Origin of the sequence: Actinomycetospora sp. NBRC 106378 (genome assembly GCF_030269685.1) — a bacterium.
Classification (GTDB): domain Bacteria; phylum Actinomycetota; class Actinomycetes; order Mycobacteriales; family Pseudonocardiaceae; genus Actinomycetospora.
Window position 1 is genome coordinate 442,015 of sequence record NZ_BSTT01000003.1, and the last position, 19,191, is coordinate 461,205.

Here is a 19,191-nt window from a genome sequence, read left to right on the forward strand (position 1 = left end):
CACCAGGTCGGCTGCCCGGGCGGCCGACGGGTGCAGGTCCTGGATGGTGCAGACCTCGCTGCCGCCAGGACCGTCCTCAACGATCGACGGCATCACGACGGACGGGGGGATGGCGTACTCCCGTCCTGGTCGGTGACGTACCAGCGGGCGATGTCGACGAGCTTGACGTTCATGTCCTGCGAGGCCTCCACGAGCCGGCCGAAGGCCGTCGCCGCGTCGATGCCGAACCGGTGCATGAGGATGCCCTTGGCCTGCCCGATCACGTCGCGGCTGGCCACGGCCTCGCGCAGCTGCAGGAGCCGGCGGCCGCTCTCCACGACGAGCGCGGCCTGGTGCGCGAGCAGCTCCCCGATCTCCCGCACGTCGTCCCGGTCGGCGTCCTGCCGCCCGTAGAGCGTGATCGCTCCGACGGCGCGGCGGTCGATGACGACCGGTACCGCCAGCACGTCGTGGTAGCCCGCCCGCTCGACGGCCTCGGACCACGGCCTCGGGGTCCGCGTCGTGTCGTCCCGCGCCCCGACGACCCGCATCTCGTCGAGGGCGCAGATCGTGGGGCCCGCGTCGAGGCGGGCCTCGAGTTCGGCGAGCTCCCGGACGGTCGGGGCGGTCGCCGCTCGCGTCGAGCGCGAGCGGTCGAGCAGCAGGGTGACCGCGACGTCGTGGTCGCCCACCACCCGTCCGGCGGCCTCGGCCAGCCCGGAGGCGATGTGCTCCATCGACGGCGGTTCACCGTGGACGATCGCGAGAAGCTCGTGCGACAGGCTCGCGGACGAGGCGAGAAGGTCCCTCGAATTCACCTGGTTTCCTCAGCGGGGACGACACGACGACGTGCCTGCCTCACGACTGAACCAGGGGTTCACGCAGCTTATCCGGTGCCGTCACCCGCAGGGGCGACAGGCCCGCCCCGAGGTGGCGCGTGTCATGGGCCGGACGGGCGAGCACACCGCGCGGCGAGCGCGAGGGCGTCCCTCGGCGCGTGCGCGTCCCCGTCGTTGTCGAAGAAGACCCAGACGTCGCGGGGGACCTGGGCGACGCGGTCGCCGGGCGCGACCGTGTCCCCGGAGGCCGACGACTCCCCCGCCGCCCAGGCGCGGACGCGCTCCGCCCACCGCGCCAGGGCCTCGTCGGAGTAGCCGCTGCGGTAGAGCTCGGTGTCGCCGTGCAGCCGGACGTACACCGGGTCGGCGGTCACGTCGTCGAAGCGCGGGAACGCCCCCGCCCCGTCGGAGACGACGAGCGAGACGTCCAGCTCCCGCAGGGCGCGCACGACGGCGGGGTCGCGGAAGCTCGGGTGCCGGGCCTCGAGGGCGTGGCGCAGGGGCCGGTCGGCGTCGACGTCGGTGCACGGGTCGCGCACGAGCTCCGCGTACGGCCGCGCGAGGTCGGCGGCCGCGGCGGTGCTGCGCGGCAGGCCCGCGAGGAACGCCGGGATGCGGTCGGCGTCCCACGCCGTCGCCGCCGGCAGCTGCCACAGCACCGGCCCGAGCTTCGCCCCCAACGCCAGCGGGCCGGAGGCCAGGAAGCGACCGAGCGCCTCGTCCACGTCGCGCAGCCGCTTCATGTGGGTGATGTAGCGGCTCCCCTTGACCGCGAACCGGAACTCCTCCCCCGTCGCCGCCGCCCACGCGCGGAACGTGGACGCGCGCTGCAGCGAGTAGAAGGTCCCGTTGACCTCGGCCGCGTCCAGGCGGGTCGCCAGGTACTCGAGGCGCCGCCGCTTCGCCAGCCCGTCGGGGTAGAACGTCCCCTGCCAGTGGTCGTAGGTCCAGCCCGACGTCCCGATCCGGATCCGACCCGCGTCCACCCCCGTCATGGTCCCCCACGGACTACCGTCGCCGGGTGGGCGTGATCGAGTCGGTGAACGTCGGGGTGGAGCGGGCGATCCTCGCGAAGACCGGGCGCTCGGGCATCGACAAGCGCCCGGTCGACGGCGCGGTGGCGGTCGGCGTGCCCGGGGCCGGACGCAGTGGGCTCGCGGACGACCCCATCAGCGACACCGAGCACCACGGCGGCCCGGACCAGGCCGTCTACGCCTACGCCCGGGAGGACCTCGACGAGTGGGCGCCGGTCCTCGGCCCGCTGCAAGCCGGCGCGTTCGGCGAGAACCTCACCACGCGCGGGCTCGACGTCACGGGGGCGCGGATCGGCGAGCGCTGGCACGTCGGGGACGCCCTCGTCCTGCAGGTCACGGTGCCCCGCATCCCCTGCCGCACCTTCGCCGCCTGGCTCGACCGGCAGGGCTGGGTCAAGGAGTTCACGACGGCGGGTGTCCCCGGCGCCTACCTGCGCGTGGTCGAGCCCGGCCCGGTACGGGCCGGTGACCGGGTCGTCGTCCGACGACCCGACCACGACGTCACGATCGGCCTGGCCTTCCGCGCGGTCATGACGGCGCCCCAGCTGCTCCCCGAGCTGCTCCCCGCCCTGACCCAGCTTCCCGACGACGTCCGGGAGCGCGTGCTCCGGCGCCTGCCGACCCGGTGATCGAGCGGCCGCCTCACGGCGGCACGAAGCTCACCCGGGTGGTCGGGACGACCTCGGCCCGGCGCCCGGGGCGGGACTCACCGCGCCAGTAGAGGTCGGTGTGGGCGATGACGCCGTCCGGCGGCGGTGCACCGTAGGCGGTGAGGTCGATCGTGGTGTGCGCGTCGGCCACGAGCGTCGTGTCGTACCCGCGGACGATCGCCCCGCTCGACCAGGTCCGACACGTGGGCGATCACCTCGTCCCGACGGACCGCCCCGTCCATCGGCTCGTTCTGCACGTCGATCACCAGCAGCGCGGTGCGCGGCCGGCCCCCCAGCGTCGTCATGCGACCGTCCTACCAGTGGGGTCCGACGACCTCAGCCCGGTCGCAGACCGGTGAGCAGGTCTGCCGGACACACGGTGACCTCGAACGGACGCTCGACCGAGATCGCCTCGTCGCCGGAGGCCTGCGCGACGGCCCGGTAGGACCCGTCGTCGGCGAGCTCGAGGACCTCGATCCGACCGGGACCGGTGGGGTCGAGCATCCAGTACGACCGCACCCCGAGACGCTCGTAGTGCGCGCGCTTCGTGTTCCGGTCGTACAGGCGGGTACTGCGGGAGGCGACCTCGGCGGCCAGGAGCGGCGCGACGGGCAGGTTCGCGAGGGTCAGATCGACGTAGCGGGCGACGAGGACGTCGGGCTCGACCTCGTCGTGCAGGGTCGTCCGCACGGCGAACGGCGCGGCGAGGACGCGTAGTTCGGAGGGGCAGACGCCGTGCAGCAGGCGGTACAGCGCGAGCGCCATCTCCTGATGGGCCCACCCGGGTGCGGGGCTCACGTAGAGCATCCCGTCGATGAGTTCACGACGGCGCCCGTCGTCGGGCATCGCGTCGAGGTCGTCGACCGTGTACAGGTCGCTCGCGACCAGCTCGGTCATACCGGTCATGGTGCTCCTCGGTGTCGGTGGGCACCAGGGCAGCATGATCGCGGCGACCGCTCCGTGGGGGCCGTTCCGGCTACTCCCCCGGCTTGTGGATGTCGACGGTGACGTTCATGCCCGGGATGAGGTCCGCGCCCTGCATGTCGGTGATCCCGACGCGGACCGGGATGACCTGGGTGACCTTCTGGAAGTTGCCACCGGAGTTCGACTGCGGGAACGGCGAGAACACCGCGGCCGCGCCGCCCTGGATCTGGTCGACGTACCCGCGGAAGGTCCGGCCCGGGTAGGCGTCGACGGTGAAGTCGACCGGCCGCCCGACCTGGACCTCGTCGATGTCCGTCTCGTCCACGCGGGCGGTGACGTAGACGTCGGCCGGGTCGTAGGCGATCGCGAGCTGGCTGCCGGCGGTGAGGTAGGCGCCCTCGGCGGTGTTGGTCGTGGCCACGGTCGCGTCGGCGGGCGCCCGGATCGGCAGCTGGGGCTGGACGTAGGCGCCCTGCAGCTCGACCCGGCCGAGGACCTGGTCCTTGTGCAGCACCGTCCCGACGGTCACCTCCCAGCCCGTCAGCGTGCCGCTGGCCGGCGCCACGATGGGGATCTGGGTGCCGTCGACCTGCGCGTTGTCGGTGGAGACGAAGCGGCTGGCGTTGAGGAAGTACGACACCGCGAAGCCGATCGCCGCCAGCAGCGCGAGCACGATGATGACCGCGAGCGCGATCTTCGTCGAGCGCTTGAGCGGGCGGCGCTTCGCGGGCGCCGCGGTGCCCTCCGCCGGGGTGGCGGTGTCCTCCGCGGCGTCGGTGGTCTCCTGTGGTGTGCTCACGACGCCCCTCCGCCGATGATGACCTGCTGTCCCTCGGTGAGTCCGCCGAGGATCTCCGTGCGGTCCGCGCCGACGAGGCCGGTCGTGACCGGGGTCGGGACCTGGCGGCCGTCGGGTTCCTGCACCGTCGCCACCGTCGCGCTGCCCTCCCGGCGCAGCGCCGAGTTCGGCACCGACAGCCGGTCGGACTGGGCGGTGACGACGGTGGCGCGGGCCGACTGACCGTCGCGGATGCGCGGGTCGGTGTCGGTGAGCGCCATGGTGACGTAGTACTCGATGCTGCCGCCGATCGCCGTGCCGGACGGCGCGACGGCGAGCACCGACCCGGCGAAGGTGCGGTCCGGGATCGCGTCGAGGGACACCACCGTGCGCTGGGCCGGCGCGATCTTCGCCGCGTCGACCTCCTGGAACGGGGCGACGACCTGGAACTCCGCCACGTTCTGCAGCACGAGGAACTGCGTCCCGCCGGGACGGGTCGGCGAGGCGGCCGCCGCCGCGGCACCGGCCGCTCCCCCGGCGGCCTGGGCCGCGCCGGGGATCGTGGCGTCCGACCCGGGTGCGAGCGCCGAGGTCCCGGAGCTCGGCTGCAGGTACTCCCCCACCGCGCCGTTGAGGGCCGACACGGTGCCGGCCGCCGGGGCGCGCAGGGTGGTGTTGGCGAGGTTGCGGCGGGCGATCTCCACCTGGGTCCGCGCGTTGTCCACGGCCGCCGCGGCGGCGTCGAGGCTGTTGGGCCGGGAGGCGCTGGCCGAGTCCAGGCCGTTCTGCGCGCTCACCTGCCCCTGCCGGGCGCTCGCGACCTGCAGGTCGCCGGCCGCGGCGTCGACGGAGCGCTTCTGCTGGGCCTGCTGGAGCGCCTGTTGGGCCTGCTGCACACCCTGCTGGGCGGACTGGACGGCGTACTGGGCGGCGGGGATCGACTGGCACGAGGCCGCGGGAGCGGTCGGGTAGGCCCCGCCGGACGCGCAGGACGTCTGGTAGGCCTGGAGCTGGGCGACCGCCTGGGCGTACCCGGCCTGGGCCTGGGGCAGCGCCGACCTCGCCGCCGAGACCGCGGCGTCGTCGGCCTTCAGGGTCGCGTCGACCTGACGCCTGGTCGCGGAGACCACCGAGGCGGCGGCGTTCACGGAGTTCTGGGCCCCGTCGACCGACGTGCCGTCCTTGGTCTGGTCGTACTGCGCCTCCTGGCCCGCGAGCCCGGCCTGCGCCTGCTTGAGGGCCTGGCGGGCCTGGAAGTCGTCGATCGTCGCGAGGACGTCGCCGGCCTCGACCCGGTCCCCGACCTTGACGCGCACCGAGGTGAGCTGACCCGCCGTCGGGAACCCGAGGTTGGTCGCGCCGAGGGCGGAGACCGAGCCGCCGGAGTCGACCCCCGAACTGACCGAGGCGCGCTCGACGCGGACCGTCTGTGGCGGTGCGTTCTCGTCGGAGCCACCGCACGCGGACAGGGAGAGGGCCGTTACCGCCATCAGGGCTGCGAGCGCCGCGCGTCGGGTCACGGTTGGTGAACGTATCGGAGCCTAAGCGGGATACGACTCCCGGCTCGTCATTCACCTCACAGGGTGCTCACCGGTAGCCGCGGCGCACCACGCGCTCGAGGATGCCGAGCGTCCCCTTGAGGGCCTGCGCGGAGATGACCGGGAAGATTCCCTTCTCCCGCCACTCCGGCCGGATGTCCGACCAGTCGTAGTACGACGTGACGAGGGTGCCGCCCTCCTCCGTGTCCTGCGGGTCGAGCCGGTAGCCGTAGACGTGGCCGATCGAGGGCCGGACGGTGCCCTCGATGGTCCAGGCGATCTCGCGGTCGGGCTCGAAGGCGGAGATGGTGACGGTGACGTCGTAGTGCCCGAGCGGCACGTCGCCGAGGGCCTCGCGGTCCATGTGCACCACGAACGAGTCGCCGGTCGCGGTCACCCGCTCCCCCGTCGCGTCCATGAGCATGCCGGAGCTGTCGATCGCCACGTGTCCGATCGGGTCGGTGAGGACGGCGAAGACGGATGCGGCGTCGGCGGGGATCCGGCGGGAGACCTCGATGCGGTCGGTCATGAGGTGATCATGCGCCACCCGTCGAGGACGGTCCCCTCGAGCGCGGTCCCGTCGTGCGCACGGCGTGGCCCGACGGCGTCGGCCAACCCCACGCAGCGGTCCCCCAGGAACACCCCCAGCCCGTAGGTCACGGTGGTGTCGTCCACCTCGAGCACCGCCACGCCGATCTCGTACTGCGCGGGGTAGCCGACCTCGGCCACGTACTGCACGTGGTAGCCCGACGGCCCGAGTTCGGGCGGCGGCCCGCCCCAGCCGGAGGTCAGGAGCTCGTCGTGCAACGTGGCGACGCCGTCGGCGTACCAGCTGACCAACGTGACGTTGTTGACGTGCCGGTTCGTGTCGATGTCGCCGACCCGGGCGCGCAACGACACCGCGAACGGGTACGACGCGCGGTCCCGGCGGTCCGCCCCGGGCTGGTAGGACGGCGGGGCGTCGGGCTCGTCCAGCACGAGGGCCCCGAGGTCGGTCCGCAGGGCGTCGGGCAGGTGCGCCGACCCGGCCTCGGTGGCGAAGACGGTGACGGTGCTGCCGAGCGCGACGCAGCGGTCGTCGCAGAAGACCGCGTAGCCGTAGGTGAACGACGAGCCACCGATGCGCCGCACCCCGACACCGATGCGGTACTTCCCGTCGAAGGGCATCCGGTCGAGCCGCTCGACCGACTGCGCGGCGAGCAGGATCCGGAAGGCGCCGAACTCGCCGTCCTCGATCAGGCGCCGGAAGGCCGGCAGCTCCTGCCCCACGCGGGCGTCCTCGAACCAGCGCGTCACCCCGGTCGCCGAGACGGTGCCGTCGGGCCCGAGGTCGGAGTAGCGCGGAGCCACCTCGCGCAGCACGGGATAGGCCGCCGGGTGGGTCAGCGCCGCCGGGTGTGTGTCGGGCATGTCGACCATCGTGGCCGCCGGGGCCCGGCGGGTGCCGCACCCCTCGGTGCGCGTCACAGGCGGGGCCGGTCACACCGAGGGCTCACACGAGTCGGACCACCCCCGCCGAGGTCGCCGTGAACACGCCGCGCTGGACGACGCCACGCGCGGCGCACATCGCGACGAGTGCCTCGGCCCAGTCGCGGTCGGCGGGGTGCACGGTCGCCGGACCGAATCGTTCGAGCACGAAGACGAGCGATCCCGGTCCGGCGTCGGTGGACAGGGCGGGGAGGAAGCCGCCGATCACGGTCCCGAGCGACGCCACGAGGTCACCCGGCAGGTAGGGCACGTCGCGGATCGGGATGAGCATCGGCGGCTGTCGGCGGTCGCCGTCGATCGGGACGAGCCAGAGGGTGCGGTCGGCCCGGGCCGCCCCGACGAGGGACTCCACCCGGTCGCGGACGTCGTCATCGGTGAGCAGCGGCGGCAGGTCCGGCGCCGGGGGCATCAGATCGGTCATGACGACGAGCGTGACCGGGCGTCGTCCCCCGTGGGGGCGGTTCCGGCGAACCGGCCGACGCGCGTTCCGCGAGGCGTACGTCAGACAGGTTCCGGGCGCCCGGACCCTGTCTCACGTGACCCTCGCGAGCGAGCCGGTGCCGGCCCGACCCGCCCGACCGGACCCGCCGTCGAGGATGCGGCGATCCTGGCGTCCGATGACAGCAACGACGCTTTCCTGCCACGGAGAGGTGGGGTCAGGGCTGCCGCACGCTGATGGCCAGCAGCACCGGGCCCGTCGTGCCGCAGCCGGGGCTGCCGTGGTCGCCGGAGGGGCAGGACCCGCAGCCGCCCGAGGAGCAGGCCGCGCTCAGGTCGGTGACGTCGAGACGGCCCTTGCGGACCCAGTGGTCGACCATCGCCGACGCCTCGTCGCGGGAGACGCCGACCCGGCGGGCCAGGTCGTCGAGACCCCGCGCCCGCCCCGAGCGGACCTCGTCGAGCACCTGACGCAGCGCGCTCACGAGAGCAGCACCCCGACCTGGAAGACGGCCACGGCGAGCACCCAGGCGACGCCGAGCTGCATGACGATCCCGGCGAGCGTCCAGCGGGTGCCGATCTCCTGGCGCTGGGCGGCCACCGTCGTCATGCACGGGGTGTACGCGAGCAGGAACACCATGAACGCCAGCACCGCCGCCACCACGTGGCCGCCCGAGGTGGCGGTGAACGTGTCGCGCAGGGCCGGCCCGAGCGCGCCGGCCTGGTGCACGTCGGCGGGTTCCTCGGCGGAGTAGGTCTGGGCGGTCGTCGCGACCACGGCCTCCTTCGCCACGAACCCGGTGATGAGTGCGGCGGAGGCGTGCCAGTCGTCGAACCCGGCCGGGGCGAACACCGGCGCCACGGCCCGCGAGACCGACCCGAACAGGCTCTCCTCCGGCGCGACGTGCCCGAAGGAACTCCCGGCCGCCGCTCCCGGGGCGGCGAGCGAGGAGAGCAGCCAGACCACCGTCACCGTCGCGACGATGATGCCGCTGGCCGTCCGCAGGAAGGCCCGGAGCTTCTGCCAGGTCTGCATCGCCGTGACCCGGAGCGCGGGCCGGCGGTAGGGCGGCAGCTCGAGCAGCAGCGGCTCGTGGGCGAGGTCGCGGAACAGGACGCGGCGCAGCACCCAGCCCATGCCCACGACCAGCGCGATCGAGAGCACGTACATCCCGAACACCATCGTGCCGGCCTGGTTGCCGAAGAAGATCCCCGCGAGCAGCACGTACACCGTGAGCCGGGCGCTGCAGGAGACGAACGGGATGATCAGGTTCATCAGCAGGCGCTGCCGCGGGTTGCGCAGGATGCGGGTGCCCGCGAGGGCGGGGACGTTGCACCCGAAGCCGACGATGATCGGCAGGAACGCCTTGCCCGGCAGGCCCACCACGCGCATGAGCCGGTCGACGACGAAGGCCGCCCGGGCCATGTAGCCGGAGTCCTCCAGCACGGCGAGCAGCACGAACATGATCGCCATCAGCGGCGCGAAGCTCAGCAGCTGCCCGACCCCGGAGACCAGCCCGTCCTGCACCAGCCCGTCCAGCCACTCCGGCGCCGACACCGCGCCGAGCACCCACCCGAGCCCGTCGGAGACCGGGCCGTCGAAGAGGTTCTGCACGGCGTCCTGCAGCGGCGCCGCGATCGACGTCGTCGCCTCGAACACCCCCCACATGACGGCGAGGAAGATCGGCAGGCCGAACCAGCGGGAGGTCAGGACGCGGTCGGCCCGGTCGGACCAGGTGACGCGGTCGCCCCGGCGCCGGACGGCGGTCTCCAGCACCCGGTGCGCCCAGGCGTAGCGGGCCTCGGCGACGAGCAGCTCGACCTCCTCGGCGACCTCGTCGTCCGGCGTGCCGGGCTCCACCAGCCCGACGGCGACCTCCCGCGCCGGACCGTCGGCGGACTCGAGGGCCGCGAGCGCCCGCCACCGCGAGGCGGGGCCACCCGGCTCGACGGAGGCCACCGCGCCGTCGAGCGCGGCGCCCAGCGAGGGCGCGGCGAACGGGGCGGGTGCGGTCAGCGCGGACGCCACGACACCCGCGAGCACGTCGACGCCCTGACCGCTGCGCGGCACCACGGGGACCACGGGCACGCCGAGGGCGCCCGCCAGTGCGTCCGGGTCGACGTCGAGACCGCGCGACCGGGCGACGTCGACCATGGTCAGCGCGACGACCACGGGCACGCCGGTGTCGGCGATCTGCGCGGCGAGGTACAGGTTGCGCGTGAGGTTGGAGGCGTCGAGGACCGCGACGACGAGTTCCGGACGGCGGTCCGCGTCGACGAGGAGCTCCCGCGTCAGCTCCTCGTCGGGCGAGTCCGGCACGAGGCTGTAGGTCCCGGGGAGGTCGACGAGCCCGACGGCGGGACCGGCGCCCGGCCGCCACTCCCCCGACGCGACCGCGACCGTCTTGCCCGGCCAGTTCCCGACGTGCTGGCGGGCCCCGGTCAGCGCGTTGAACAGGGTCGACTTCCCGACGTTGGGGTTGCCGACGAGCACCACCCGCGGTGCGCCGACCGGGGCGGCGTCCTCGCCGTCGACGCAGCACGGCTTCTCCAGCAGCACCGCCGCCGCTCCCCGCGGTCGGCGTGCGGACACCTCAGTCATGGACGGCCACCCACAGCTCCTCCGCACCGGCCCGGTCGATCGCGACCCGGGCGTCGGCGTTCACCCCGACGACCAGACCCCCGGCACCCCGCCCGACCACCTCGATCGACGCCCCCGGCACGAAGCCCAGTTCGGCGAGCCGACGACGGCGGGCGCCGCCCGCGCGGACCGCGCGCAGGACCCCCCTCGTGCCGACGGGCCACTCGGGCAGCGGACGGACCGTCGGGTCGGTGATCTCGGGAATGCTCATCGCCGCCGGAGGTTAGCCTCGCCTTTCCGGCACGCTCAAGAACGCGTTCCGATTGCCCCGGAAACTGCGGTCCGCATTCGACGCGAACCGGACGAACATCGCCACCAGGGCGAGTCGGAGATCCGGTGAGGTGAGCCTGCACTGCCGAATCGGCGGAATCAGGCAAGCCTCGCTTTCCTGGCACGGTCCGTCCATCGTTGCTTGACTCGTCGCCGTGAGCGAGGAGAGCGCGGAGGTCCTGCCGACCCACGACGACGAGCCGCACGTCGAGCAGAACGAGAACCGGCTCAACCGGCTGCGGGCCGGGGTGCTCGGCGCGAACGACGGGATCGTGTCGGTCGCCGGCATCGTCGTCGGCGTCGCCGGAGCGACCATCGAGAGCGGTCCGATCCTGACGGCGGGGGTGGCCGGTCTGGTGGCGGGCGCGGTGTCGATGGCGCTGGGCGAGTACGTGTCGGTGTCGAGCCAGCGCGACGCCGAGCGCTCGATGCTGGCCAAGGAGGAGCGCGAGCTCCGGGAGGACCCCGAGGACGAGCTCGAGGAGCTCGCCGCGATCTACGAGGCGAAGGGGCTGCGCCCGGCGACGGCGATGCAGGTCGCCCGCGAGCTCACCGAGCACGACGCGTTCGCCGCGCATGTGGAGGCCGAACTCAAGATCGACCCGGACGATCTCACCAGCCCGACGCAGGCGGCGGTCACCTCGGCGATCGCGTTCACGCTCGGCGGCCTGCTCCCCCTGGTGGCGATCCTGCTGCCGCCCGCCACCTGGCGGGTGCCGGTCTGCGTGGTCGCCGTCCTGATCGCGCTCGGGGTCGCGGGCTGGGTCGGCGCGCGACTGGGCGGCGCCGCCCCGCTCAAGGCGATGCTCCGCGTGGTGATCGGCGGGGGGATCGGGCTCGCGGTGACCTACGGGATCGGTATCGCCCTGGGCACCGCGGTGGGCTGAGCGGTTGCGGGGGTGTAGCGCCCCCGCAACATCGCCGCGATGGGATCGACCCCGTGACCGCACCCCGCCCCGACCAGCTCGCCGACCTCGTGGTCGCCGGCGCCGACCTCGTCGTCCTGTGCGACGACGACGGGACCGAGCTCCCGGGCGGCTGGGTCGCCGTGACGGGCGGGTTCGTCTCCGGGGTCGGCACCGGCCCGCCGCCACCCGCCGTCGAGACCCTCGACGCGACGGGCTGCCTGGTGACGCCGGGCCTGGTCAACACCCATCACCACCTCTACCAGAACCTCACCCGCAGCCACGGCCCGGCGATCCGGGGCGGGCTGTTCGCCTGGCTCACCACGCTCTACCCGCTGTGGGCCGGTCTCGACGAGGAGGCGTCCTACCTCGCCGCCCGCGTCGGGCTGGCCGAGCTGGCCCTCGGCGGGTGCACGACCACGACCGACCACCTCTACGTCGCCCCGGCGGGCGGCGGGGACCTCTGGACCGCCGAGATCGTCGCCGCGCGCGAGGCCGGGATGCGCTTCCACCCGACCCGCGGATCGATGACCCGCTCGGTCGACGACGGCGGGTTGCCACCACGCTCGGTGGTGCAGGACGACGACGCCGTGCTGGCCGACTCCGAGCGCCTCGTCGCGGCCCACCACGACCCCTCCCCCGGGTCGATGTGCCGGGTCGCGCTCGCGCCGTGCTCGCCGTTCAGCGTCTCCCCCGAGCTGATGAAGCGGACCGCGGAGCTCGCGGAGCGCCTCGACGTCCGCCTCCACACCCACCTCGCGGAGGACGCCGACGAGGACGCGTACTGCCTCGAGACGTTCGGCCGCCGTCCGGTGGAGCACTTCGAGGAGGTCGGCTGGCTGGGCGACCGCAGCTGGGTCGCCCACTGCCTGTTCCCCTCCGCCGACGAGATCGCCCGGCTCGGCGCGGCCGGCACCGGGGTCGCGCACTGCCCGTCGTCGAACGCGATCCTCGGCAACGCCCGCATCTGCCCGGTCCCCGAGCTGCGCGCGGCCGGCGCCCCGGTGGGGCTCGGGTGCGACGGCTCGGCGTCCAACGACGCGGCGTCGCTGTGGCTGGAGGCCCGGCAGGCGCTGCTCGTCGGCCGGCTCCGGGCCGGGCCCGCGGCGATGAGCGCCCGGGACGTCCTGATCCTGGCGACGCGCGACGGCGCCCGCTGCCTGGGCCGCGAGGGCGAGATCGGGCAGCTCACCGTCGGGGCCGCGGCCGACCTGGTGGTGTGGCCCCGGGTCGGCCTCGCGCACGCCGGCGCGTTGACCGACCCGGTCGAGGCCTGGTTGCGCTGCGGCCCGAACGCGGCCCGCGACACGGTCGTCGCGGGCCGGTTCGTCGTGCGGGACTCCCGACCCGTGGCCGTCGACCTCGACGACGTCCTGGTGCGCCACCGCCGGGCGGCGGAGCGCATCCAGGGCGTCGGCTGAGCGGCGCCGGTCTCAGGCCCGGTGACGGGCCACGCCGTCCTCGGACTCCCGCGCAGCGGGGGCCGTCGCCCCCTCGTCCGGCGGCGCGCCCCCCGTCACCGCGCCCGCCTGCACCGCCTCCTCGACGGCCCCCGTGCGGCGCGGGAAGTTCGGCAGCCAGTGGTTGAACACGAGGTTCAGCACGAACACCACGATGACCGTCGAGGTGATCGAGGACCCGAAGATCACCTGGAAGTCCGACGAGAAGTGCTGGTAGAACTTCGGCTGGATCGTCGGGATCAGGCCGATCGAGAACGACACCGCGATGATCAGCAGGTTGTGGTTGTTCGGCCCGCCGAAGGTCACCTTGTGCAGGGTCTGGATGCCGACCGCGGTCACCATCGCGAACATGACGGTCGCGGCGCCGCCGACCACCGGTCCGGGCAGGGCGGCGACGATCGCACCCACCTTGGGCACCAGCCCGAGGATCACCAGACCGACGCCGCAGACCGTGACCACCCACCGGCTGCGGACGTTCGTCATGCTCACCAGGCCGACGTTCTCGGCGTAGGCGGTGTCGGGGAACGAGTTCATGAAGCCGGCGAGGAACGCCGAGAGCCCGTCGACGGCGAGCCCGCGGGCCAGGTCGTTCGGCCGCAGGTCGCGTCCGGTCAGCTCACCGACCGCGAGCATGTCGGCGGTCGACTCGACGTAGGTCACCAGCATGACGATGCACATCGAGATGATCGCCGCGGCCGCGAACTTCGGCGGGCCGAAGTGGAACGGCGGGGCGATGCCGAACCAGCCGCTGGAGCCGACCGAGGAGAAGTCGACCAGTCCCATCGGGATCGCGATGATCGTGCCGAGGACGATCGCGATGAGCACGGAGGTCTGCCCGAGGAAGCCGCGCAGGAAGCGCGCGAACACGACGATCATGAGCACGACGACGGCCGCGAGGACGATGTGCGAGACCTGTCCCGCGTCGGGGTTGGTGGTCATCGCGACCGCGCCGTCGGCGTCGAGGAACGGCTGCCCGGCGGCGTTGAGCTCCGGGATCTCCGGGGTGAAGGTGGAGGTCTTGTCCCCGGCGATCAGGCCGATGTTCGCGCCGATCAGCGACAGCCCGATCATCGCGATCACGGTGCCGGTGACCAGGGGCGGGAAGTAGCGGATCACCATCGAGAACGGCTTGGCGATGATCAGGCCGAAGATGCCGGCGATGATCATCGCGCCGTAGACGTAGGGCAGCCCGTCCCGGCCGCCGTACGAGTTCGCGATGATGATCATCGGGTTGAGGACGGTGAAGGTGGCCCCGGCCACCACGGGCAGGCGCACGCCGAGGATCCGGCCGATGCCGGCCGACTGGATGATCGAGGCGACCCCGCACACCAGCAGGTCCGCGCTGACGAGGATCGCGATGTCCGACTCGTCGAGGCCGACCGCGGGTCCGACGATCAGGGGCACCGCGATCGCCCCGGCGTACATGATGAACAGGTGCTGCAGCCCGAGGACGATCAGCCGCGGCAGCGGCAGGAGCTCGTCCACCGGGTGTACCGGTGGCCGCTCGTCGGTCCGGGTCGGTGAGGCCATGTCGTCTCCCGGTCTCGCGCCTGGCGCCCCGTCGGATCGGGAGCGCGGACCCCGAAGATGACGAGGCGCTGTGACGGCCGTGAGACCGGGATGTGTCGGGCGGGACAGATGTTGCGGGCGCGTGGACGATTCGCGGCTTTCATCCGATTTCGCGGCCGAGAACGTCGCGGGTGTGCGCGTCGGCCGGGACGAACGACTCGATCGACAATTCGTCGAGGGTGACGTCGAAAGCCGCGCCGAAATGTGTGATGGTCGAGTAGAGGCGCAGTTCGCCGAACTCCGGGTGGCCGAGGTGCAGCGGCAGCATCAGCTGTGCCGCGCGGTCGAGCACCCGCACCGACCCGGCGTCGGGAACGTGGGGCCGGACCTCCGCACGTAGCGACACCAGCCGCGGGTCGCCGGTGAGGTCGACGAGACGGTCGAGCCGGTGGAGCAGGTGCGCCGACCAGGCCGCCCGGTTGCGGACGTCGAGCACGTCCGGGTGCAGCGCGAGGCGGTAGATGTTCACCGGCGGGGCGAGCCACCGCTCGTCGACCCCGGCCAGGAGCAGCCCGACGCCGCGGTTGGTCCGCACCACGTCCCCGCGGCGGTCCACGACCAGCGCCGGGTACGGCTCGTGGCCGGCGAGCAGGTGGTCGAGGGCCTCCCGGACCGGGGCCAGGTCGCCGAGCGTCGACTCCGCGTAGCTGGGCGCGTAGCCCGCGGCGAGCAGCAGCGCGTTGCGCTCACGCAACGGCACCTCCAGCCGCGTCGCGAGGTCGAGCAGCAGCGCGCGGCTGGCCTGCGCCTTGCCGGTCTCGACGAAGCTCAGGTGCCGGGTGGAGACGTTCGCCTCCAGCGCGAGGTCCATCTGGCTGCGACGACGGCGGGTGCGCCAGCCCCGCAGCATCGCCCCGGCGGTGGTCCCGGCGGTCGTCATGGACCCGGACGGTAGGGCGGCGCGGGAACGGTCGCCATGACCTCGGAGGTCATGATCCCGCGCAGGAGCGCGTCGACGAGGCGCCGCGCCCACCCGGCGTCGACCGGTTCGCGTGCCAGCAGCAACCGGAAGTGCACCGGGCCGACGAGCATCTCGACGGTCAGCCGGGGGTCGACCGTGTCCGGCAGCTCGCCGCGCCCGATCGCGCGCGTGACCATGGCGACCGAGCCCGCGGACCGCTCGGCCCAGAAGCGTCGGCGGGCCTCGGCCATCGCCGGCAGGTCGTCGCCGAGGGCGAGGACCTGGTCGAGCGCCCGCCCGACCGGCGTGGCCAGGAACGCGGCGAGCGCGACGGCGTAGGCGACGAGGTCGTCGCGCAGACGCCCGGTGTCGGGCACCCGCAGCTCGTGCTCCGTCGTCCGCAGCAGCGCGTCGAGCAGGACCCCCTCCCGGCTCCCCCAGCGGCGGTAGATCGACGTCTCGTGCACCCCGGCGAGCGTGGCGACCGCCGCGATGCGGAAGTCGGCCAGCCCGCGGGCCAGGAGCACCTGGATCGCGGCGTCGAGGACGGCCTCCCGGACCCGGGCGGACCGGCCGCCGGGCCGGCGCCGCACCTCCGGAGCGCCCATCGCCGCACACTAACGCAAGTCCACTTGGCTTAGCTGCCATGCGGTGCGCAGACTGCCGGGACCCACGCCGGAGAGGAAGCCACCACCATGCGCAACGAGCGGGACATCGCCGTCCCCACCCGCGACGGGACCCCCGTCGTCGTCGACGTCTTCCGTCCCGACGGGGAGGACCCGGTCCCGGTCATCGCCTCGATCAGCCCGTACGGCAAGGGCGTGCACTGGCCCGAGCGCTACCCGCAGTACGAGCACGTGCCCCACCACGAGCACATGGTCTGGGAGACCCCGGACCCGGTGTGGTGGACCGACCGCGGCTACGCGGTGCTGCGCGCCGACACCCGCGGCACCGGCGCGTCCCCGGGCCCGCTCGACCTCTACGGCCCCCGGGACGCCGAGGACTTCCACGACGTCATCGAGTGGGCCGGGACGCAGCCGTGGTCCACCGGGAAGGTCGCCTCCAGCGGCATCTCCTGGCTCGCGATGATGGGGTGGCGGGCCGCCGCCCTGCAACCGCCGCACCTGGCCGCGGTGGTCGCGTGGGAGGGCTCGACCGACTTCTACCGCGAGGCCGCCTACCAGGGCGGCCTCTACGACCACGGCTTCATCGACTTCTGGTGGGCCCGGCAGATCGAGCCGCAGCGCACCGGCCCCGAGGGCGACGACTGGCGCGAGGTCCTGCCCGCCCACCCGCTGCTCGACGACTACCACCGGGCCCGCGCGACCGACCTCGGGAACATCACGGTCCCGTTGCTCTCCGGCGCGAACTGGGGCGGGGTCCAGCTGCACCTGCGCGGCAACGTCGAGGGGTGGCGCCGGGCCGCCTCGGAACACAAGTGGCTCGTCGCGTTCACCGGCACCCACATCGACCCCTACTACGAGGACTGGGCGCTGGACCTGCAGGAACGCTTCCTCGACCGCTTCCTCAAGGGCGAGGCCGACCGGATGGACGGGGTCGCCCCGGTCCGGCTGGCGATCCGCCACGGCCGGGAGACCACGTGGCGCGACACCACCGACCTCCCGCTGCCGGGGACCGACTGGCGCGAGCTGTACCTGGGTGGGGGCGCCCTCGGCTTCGACCGCCCGGACGCCGACACGGTCCCCTACCCGTCGACGTTCGACACCGCTCCGGTCACCGAGCCGCTGGAGCTCACCGGCCCCGTGGCGCTGCGACTCTGGCTCACCGCGCAGCAGGACGACCTCGACGTCTTCGCCCGGCTCCACCACCTCGACGCGGACGGCGTCCCGATCCCCGCGGTCGGGCCGCAGGGACAGGACGTGCCCATGGCGATGGGGTGGTTGCGGGCCTCGCACCGCGAGACCGACCCGGAGCTCTCCGAGCCCCACCGCCCGTGGCACCCGCACACGCGCGAGCTCCCGCTCGTCCCGGGCGAGCCGACCCTGCTCGAGGTCGAGATCTGGCCGACCAGCATCACCCTCGCGCCCGGGGAACGCCTGCGGCTGGAGTTCGCCGTCTCCGACTCCGAGCTCGGCACGATGGCGCACGACCACCCGGACCTGCGGCGGCCGGCCGTCGGCGCCGTCGTGCACGTCGGCGGTGAGCACGCCTCGCACCTGCTCGTGCCGGTCATCCCCACGACGTGACCGCCGGGCCGTAGGGCAGGGTGACGCCGTGACCTCCGTGGACCTGGCCGTCGAGATCGCCGCCGACCCGGGTCGCGTGCGTTCCACCCTCGGCGCCGCGCTCGCGTTCTGGCTCCGTCCGACGGGGCTCGAGACCCGGGGCGACGGCGGCGAGACCGTGGTGGTGGTGACCGCGGACGAGCCGGTGCGGATCACCCACGACGACGACGGGCTCACCACCGAGATCGACGAGGGCCCGGCGACCGTGTCGACGGCGTGGACGGTGGCGGGCCGGGCCGACCGGACCACGGTGGTCACCTGCCGCTCCACCGGCGCGGCGGACCCCGAGGCGTTCGCCGAGCGGATGACGACGGTGCTCGTGGCCCTCGCCGCCCACCTCGAGCACTTCCCCGACCCGCCCGGCAGCGAGCTCCACGCCTGGGGGCCGTCGCGCGGGCGCACCTCGGAGTCCACCGCGGAGCAGGCCCACGCCCGCTTCCTGTCCCAGGTCGGAGTCGTCGCCCCGCGTCAGGAGTTCCACACCTTCCGCGGGCTCCCGGCGATGTCCGGCACGTGCCTGGAGCGCCGCGGCGGCCGGCACCACAGCGCCGCGGTCATCCTCCTCGACGACCCGGTCCCCGGCGTCGCGGTGTTCGCGACGAGCGGGACGCCGCCGGTGCACGAGGTCCGTGCCCTGCTCTTCGGCGACCAGACGGTGGCCGAGCGCCTCCAGGCCCAGTGGGCCGCGTGGCTCGCCGCCGCCTGAGCACGCCGTCGTGAGGGGAGATCCCGAGCGCTCTTATGAGGTGAGGGTTCCCCTCACGCCGTAGGGCGACGGCCGCGCACCGGGAAGGCCGAAGCGGACCGAGACCCCCGGCGAGTAGTGCACGAGGTCCGGCGCGCGCCCCGCGAGCTGCGGGAACCCGGCCGCGGCGACCAGCTCGTCGTCGAACGCGGTGAGCTCGGCGGCGCGCAGCGGCCAGGGCTCGTGCACGTTCGGCACGTAGAGCGGCAGGCCGAGGTGGCGCTCGTGCAGGCCCCAGCGGGCGGTGAGGAACGTCGTCAGGTCGTCGGCGACCGGCTCCCCCGGCCGCACCCGCACGAGGCTGCGGTGCCCGCCCACCCGGGTGGTCGCCCGATAGGTCAGCTCGCCCTCGACGTGCCGGAAGTCCATCCGGGCCCAGCGGTAGGGCAGCCCGAACGCCACCTGTGCTCCGAGCACGACGGCGAGCCGGTCCGCGTCGAGCGACCGGAACACGATGCCGCGCCGGCCGCGCTCGTCGACGGTGTAGAGCCGCACGTTCGTCTCCAGGAACGTGCCGAAGAACGGGATGGACGGCCCGCGCGACACCCCGGCGCCGACCATGCGGAACGGGATGAGACCGACGTAGGTGCTCGACCCGCCGTCGGGAACGTCGGGATGCACCCCCGGCGGCAGGAACGGGGCCACCTCCGCCGGCTCGACGGCCCAGTGCAGGAAGGCGGCGTCGCACCAGGACTGGGTCATCATCGTGGGGCCGGTGAAGGGCGGGGCCGTGGCGTCGACGGGTTCCGGGGTCACCGGACGGGAGTGCCCGCGAACCGGTTCGGG

21 protein-coding genes are annotated in these 19,191 nt (G+C 73.8%); 5 read left to right on the forward strand and 16 right to left on the reverse strand.

Translation table 11 applies throughout. The annotated features are described in order from the left end of the window. Positions 1–92: 92 nt before the first annotated feature. Both QSK00_RS10505 and QSK00_RS10510 read right to left on the reverse strand, forming a co-directional pair. The gene (locus QSK00_RS10505; RefSeq protein ID WP_285590281.1) at positions 93–716 is read right to left on the reverse strand and encodes a GAF and ANTAR domain-containing protein; all 624 of its coding nucleotides are present in this window, start codon (positions 714–716) and stop codon (positions 93–95) included. 203 nt (positions 717–919) lie between these two features. Then, positions 920–1,813, reverse strand: a complete 894-nt coding sequence (locus tag QSK00_RS10510; RefSeq protein WP_285590282.1) for a DUF72 domain-containing protein — start codon at positions 1,811–1,813, stop codon at positions 920–922. 26 nt (positions 1,814–1,839) lie between these two features. Here QSK00_RS10510 and QSK00_RS10515 point away from each other — a divergent pair, with 26 nt between their 5' ends. Further along, positions 1,840–2,481, forward strand: a complete 642-nt coding sequence (locus tag QSK00_RS10515; RefSeq protein ID WP_285590284.1) for an MOSC domain-containing protein — start codon at positions 1,840–1,842, stop codon at positions 2,479–2,481. 13 nt (positions 2,482–2,494) lie between these two features. On the opposite strand, the gene QSK00_RS30500 is transcribed toward QSK00_RS10515, so the two are convergent. From QSK00_RS30500 to QSK00_RS10565, 10 genes are all read right to left on the reverse strand, one after another. Continuing rightward, positions 2,495–2,653 (reverse strand): hypothetical protein, encoded by a 159-nt coding sequence (locus QSK00_RS30500; protein WP_502872027.1) that lies wholly within the window; start codon positions 2,651–2,653, stop codon positions 2,495–2,497. Positions 2,654–2,838: 185 nt separating this feature from the next. After that, positions 2,839–3,399 carry a Uma2 family endonuclease gene (locus QSK00_RS10525; protein WP_352231114.1) on the reverse strand — a complete coding sequence of 187 codons (561 nt, stop codon included), beginning with the start codon at positions 3,397–3,399 and terminating at the stop codon, positions 2,839–2,841. Positions 3,400–3,478: 79 nt separating this feature from the next. Next, positions 3,479–4,225, reverse strand: coding sequence for an efflux RND transporter periplasmic adaptor subunit (locus QSK00_RS10530; RefSeq protein WP_285590290.1), 747 nt, complete (start codon positions 4,223–4,225; stop codon positions 3,479–3,481). Beyond that, positions 4,222–5,724 (reverse strand): efflux RND transporter periplasmic adaptor subunit, encoded by a 1,503-nt coding sequence (locus tag QSK00_RS10535; RefSeq protein WP_285590292.1) that lies wholly within the window; start codon positions 5,722–5,724, stop codon positions 4,222–4,224. Before QSK00_RS10535 ends, QSK00_RS10530 begins: the two co-directional genes overlap by 4 nt. 67 nt (positions 5,725–5,791) lie before the next feature. Further along, entirely contained in the window at positions 5,792–6,271 is a 480-nt protein-coding gene (locus QSK00_RS10540) for an SRPBCC family protein (RefSeq protein WP_285590294.1), read from the reverse strand. Beyond that, entirely contained in the window at positions 6,268–7,152 is an 885-nt protein-coding gene (locus QSK00_RS10545) for an acyl-CoA thioesterase (protein ID WP_285590296.1), read from the reverse strand. The genes QSK00_RS10540 and QSK00_RS10545 overlap by 4 nt, the downstream gene beginning before the upstream one ends. A gap of 82 nt (positions 7,153–7,234) precedes the next feature. Beyond that, the gene (locus QSK00_RS10550; RefSeq protein ID WP_285590298.1) at positions 7,235–7,651 is read right to left on the reverse strand and encodes a hypothetical protein; all 417 of its coding nucleotides are present in this window, start codon (positions 7,649–7,651) and stop codon (positions 7,235–7,237) included. 235 nt (positions 7,652–7,886) lie between these two features. Continuing rightward, positions 7,887–8,153, reverse strand: a complete 267-nt coding sequence (locus QSK00_RS10555; RefSeq protein ID WP_285590299.1) for a FeoC-like transcriptional regulator — start codon at positions 8,151–8,153, stop codon at positions 7,887–7,889. Further along, positions 8,150–10,270 carry a ferrous iron transport protein B gene (gene feoB, locus QSK00_RS10560; protein WP_285590301.1) on the reverse strand — a complete coding sequence of 707 codons (2,121 nt, stop codon included), beginning with the start codon at positions 10,268–10,270 and terminating at the stop codon, positions 8,150–8,152. Before feoB ends, QSK00_RS10555 begins: the two co-directional genes overlap by 4 nt. Then, positions 10,263–10,520, reverse strand: coding sequence for a ferrous iron transport protein A (locus QSK00_RS10565; RefSeq protein ID WP_285590302.1), 258 nt, complete (start codon positions 10,518–10,520; stop codon positions 10,263–10,265). The genes feoB and QSK00_RS10565 overlap by 8 nt, the downstream gene beginning before the upstream one ends. A gap of 214 nt (positions 10,521–10,734) precedes the next feature. Between QSK00_RS10565 and QSK00_RS10570 the strand changes: the two genes are divergently transcribed. Further along, positions 10,735–11,466, forward strand: a complete 732-nt coding sequence (locus QSK00_RS10570; RefSeq protein WP_502872028.1) for a VIT1/CCC1 transporter family protein — start codon at positions 10,735–10,737, stop codon at positions 11,464–11,466. Positions 11,467–11,519: 53 nt separating this feature from the next. Then, positions 11,520–12,905, forward strand: coding sequence for an 8-oxoguanine deaminase (locus tag QSK00_RS10575; protein ID WP_285590303.1), 1,386 nt, complete (start codon positions 11,520–11,522; stop codon positions 12,903–12,905). 12 nt (positions 12,906–12,917) lie between these two features. On the opposite strand, the gene QSK00_RS10580 is transcribed toward QSK00_RS10575, so the two are convergent. The 3 genes from QSK00_RS10580 to QSK00_RS10590 all read right to left on the reverse strand — a co-directional run bounded on the left by QSK00_RS10580 (position 12,918) and on the right by QSK00_RS10590 (position 16,022). Beyond that, positions 12,918–14,474: a nucleobase:cation symporter-2 family protein gene (locus QSK00_RS10580; protein ID WP_285590304.1), complete on the reverse strand. Its 1,557-nt coding sequence runs from the start codon at positions 14,472–14,474 to the stop codon at positions 12,918–12,920. A gap of 139 nt (positions 14,475–14,613) precedes the next feature. Beyond that, on the reverse strand, positions 14,614–15,393 hold the full coding sequence (locus QSK00_RS10585; RefSeq protein ID WP_285590305.1) for a helix-turn-helix domain-containing protein: 780 nt from the start codon (positions 15,391–15,393) through the stop codon (positions 14,614–14,616). Further along, positions 15,390–16,022 (reverse strand): TetR/AcrR family transcriptional regulator, encoded by a 633-nt coding sequence (locus tag QSK00_RS10590; RefSeq protein WP_285590307.1) that lies wholly within the window; start codon positions 16,020–16,022, stop codon positions 15,390–15,392. Before QSK00_RS10590 ends, QSK00_RS10585 begins: the two co-directional genes overlap by 4 nt. An 87-nt stretch (positions 16,023–16,109) precedes the next feature. Between QSK00_RS10590 and QSK00_RS10595 the strand changes: the two genes are divergently transcribed. Next, positions 16,110–17,621, forward strand: coding sequence for a CocE/NonD family hydrolase (locus QSK00_RS10595; RefSeq protein ID WP_285590309.1), 1,512 nt, complete (start codon positions 16,110–16,112; stop codon positions 17,619–17,621). A gap of 28 nt (positions 17,622–17,649) precedes the next feature. After that, complete coding sequence (locus QSK00_RS10600; protein WP_285590311.1) at positions 17,650–18,366, forward strand: hypothetical protein; 717 nt, start codon at positions 17,650–17,652, stop codon at positions 18,364–18,366. Between the two features lie 33 nt (positions 18,367–18,399). Here the strand turns inward: QSK00_RS10600 and QSK00_RS10605 are convergent, their stop codons facing one another. Beyond that, positions 18,400–19,161, reverse strand: coding sequence for a YqjF family protein (locus tag QSK00_RS10605; protein WP_285590313.1), 762 nt, complete (start codon positions 19,159–19,161; stop codon positions 18,400–18,402). Positions 19,162–19,191 lie beyond the last annotated feature (30 nt).

Coding starts and splice junctions, on each gene's coding strand:
- QSK00_RS10540 (WP_285590294.1), bottom strand. CDS start 6,271: ATGACCGACCGCATCGAGGTCTCCCGCCGGATCCCCGCCGACGCCGCA.
- QSK00_RS10585 (WP_285590305.1), bottom strand. CDS start 15,393: ATGACGACCGCCGGGACCACCGCCGGGGCGATGCTGCGGGGCTGGCGC.
- QSK00_RS10565 (WP_285590302.1), bottom strand. CDS start 10,520: ATGAGCATTCCCGAGATCACCGACCCGACGGTCCGTCCGCTGCCCGAG.
- QSK00_RS10590 (WP_285590307.1), bottom strand. CDS start 16,022: ATGGGCGCTCCGGAGGTGCGGCGCCGGCCCGGCGGCCGGTCCGCCCGG.
- QSK00_RS10580 (WP_285590304.1), bottom strand. CDS start 14,474: ATGGCCTCACCGACCCGGACCGACGAGCGGCCACCGGTACACCCGGTG.
- QSK00_RS10550 (WP_285590298.1), bottom strand. CDS start 7,651: ATGACCGATCTGATGCCCCCGGCGCCGGACCTGCCGCCGCTGCTCACC.
- QSK00_RS10525 (WP_352231114.1), bottom strand. CDS start 3,399: ATGACCGAGCTGGTCGCGAGCGACCTGTACACGGTCGACGACCTCGAC.
- QSK00_RS10595 (WP_285590309.1), top strand. CDS start 16,110: ATGCGCAACGAGCGGGACATCGCCGTCCCCACCCGCGACGGGACCCCC.
- feoB (WP_285590301.1), bottom strand. CDS start 10,270: ATGACTGAGGTGTCCGCACGCCGACCGCGGGGAGCGGCGGCGGTGCTG.
- QSK00_RS10545 (WP_285590296.1), bottom strand. CDS start 7,152: ATGCCCGACACACACCCGGCGGCGCTGACCCACCCGGCGGCCTATCCC.
- QSK00_RS10510 (WP_285590282.1), bottom strand. CDS start 1,813: ATGACGGGGGTGGACGCGGGTCGGATCCGGATCGGGACGTCGGGCTGG.
- QSK00_RS10505 (WP_285590281.1), bottom strand. CDS start 716: ATGGAGCACATCGCCTCCGGGCTGGCCGAGGCCGCCGGACGGGTGGTG.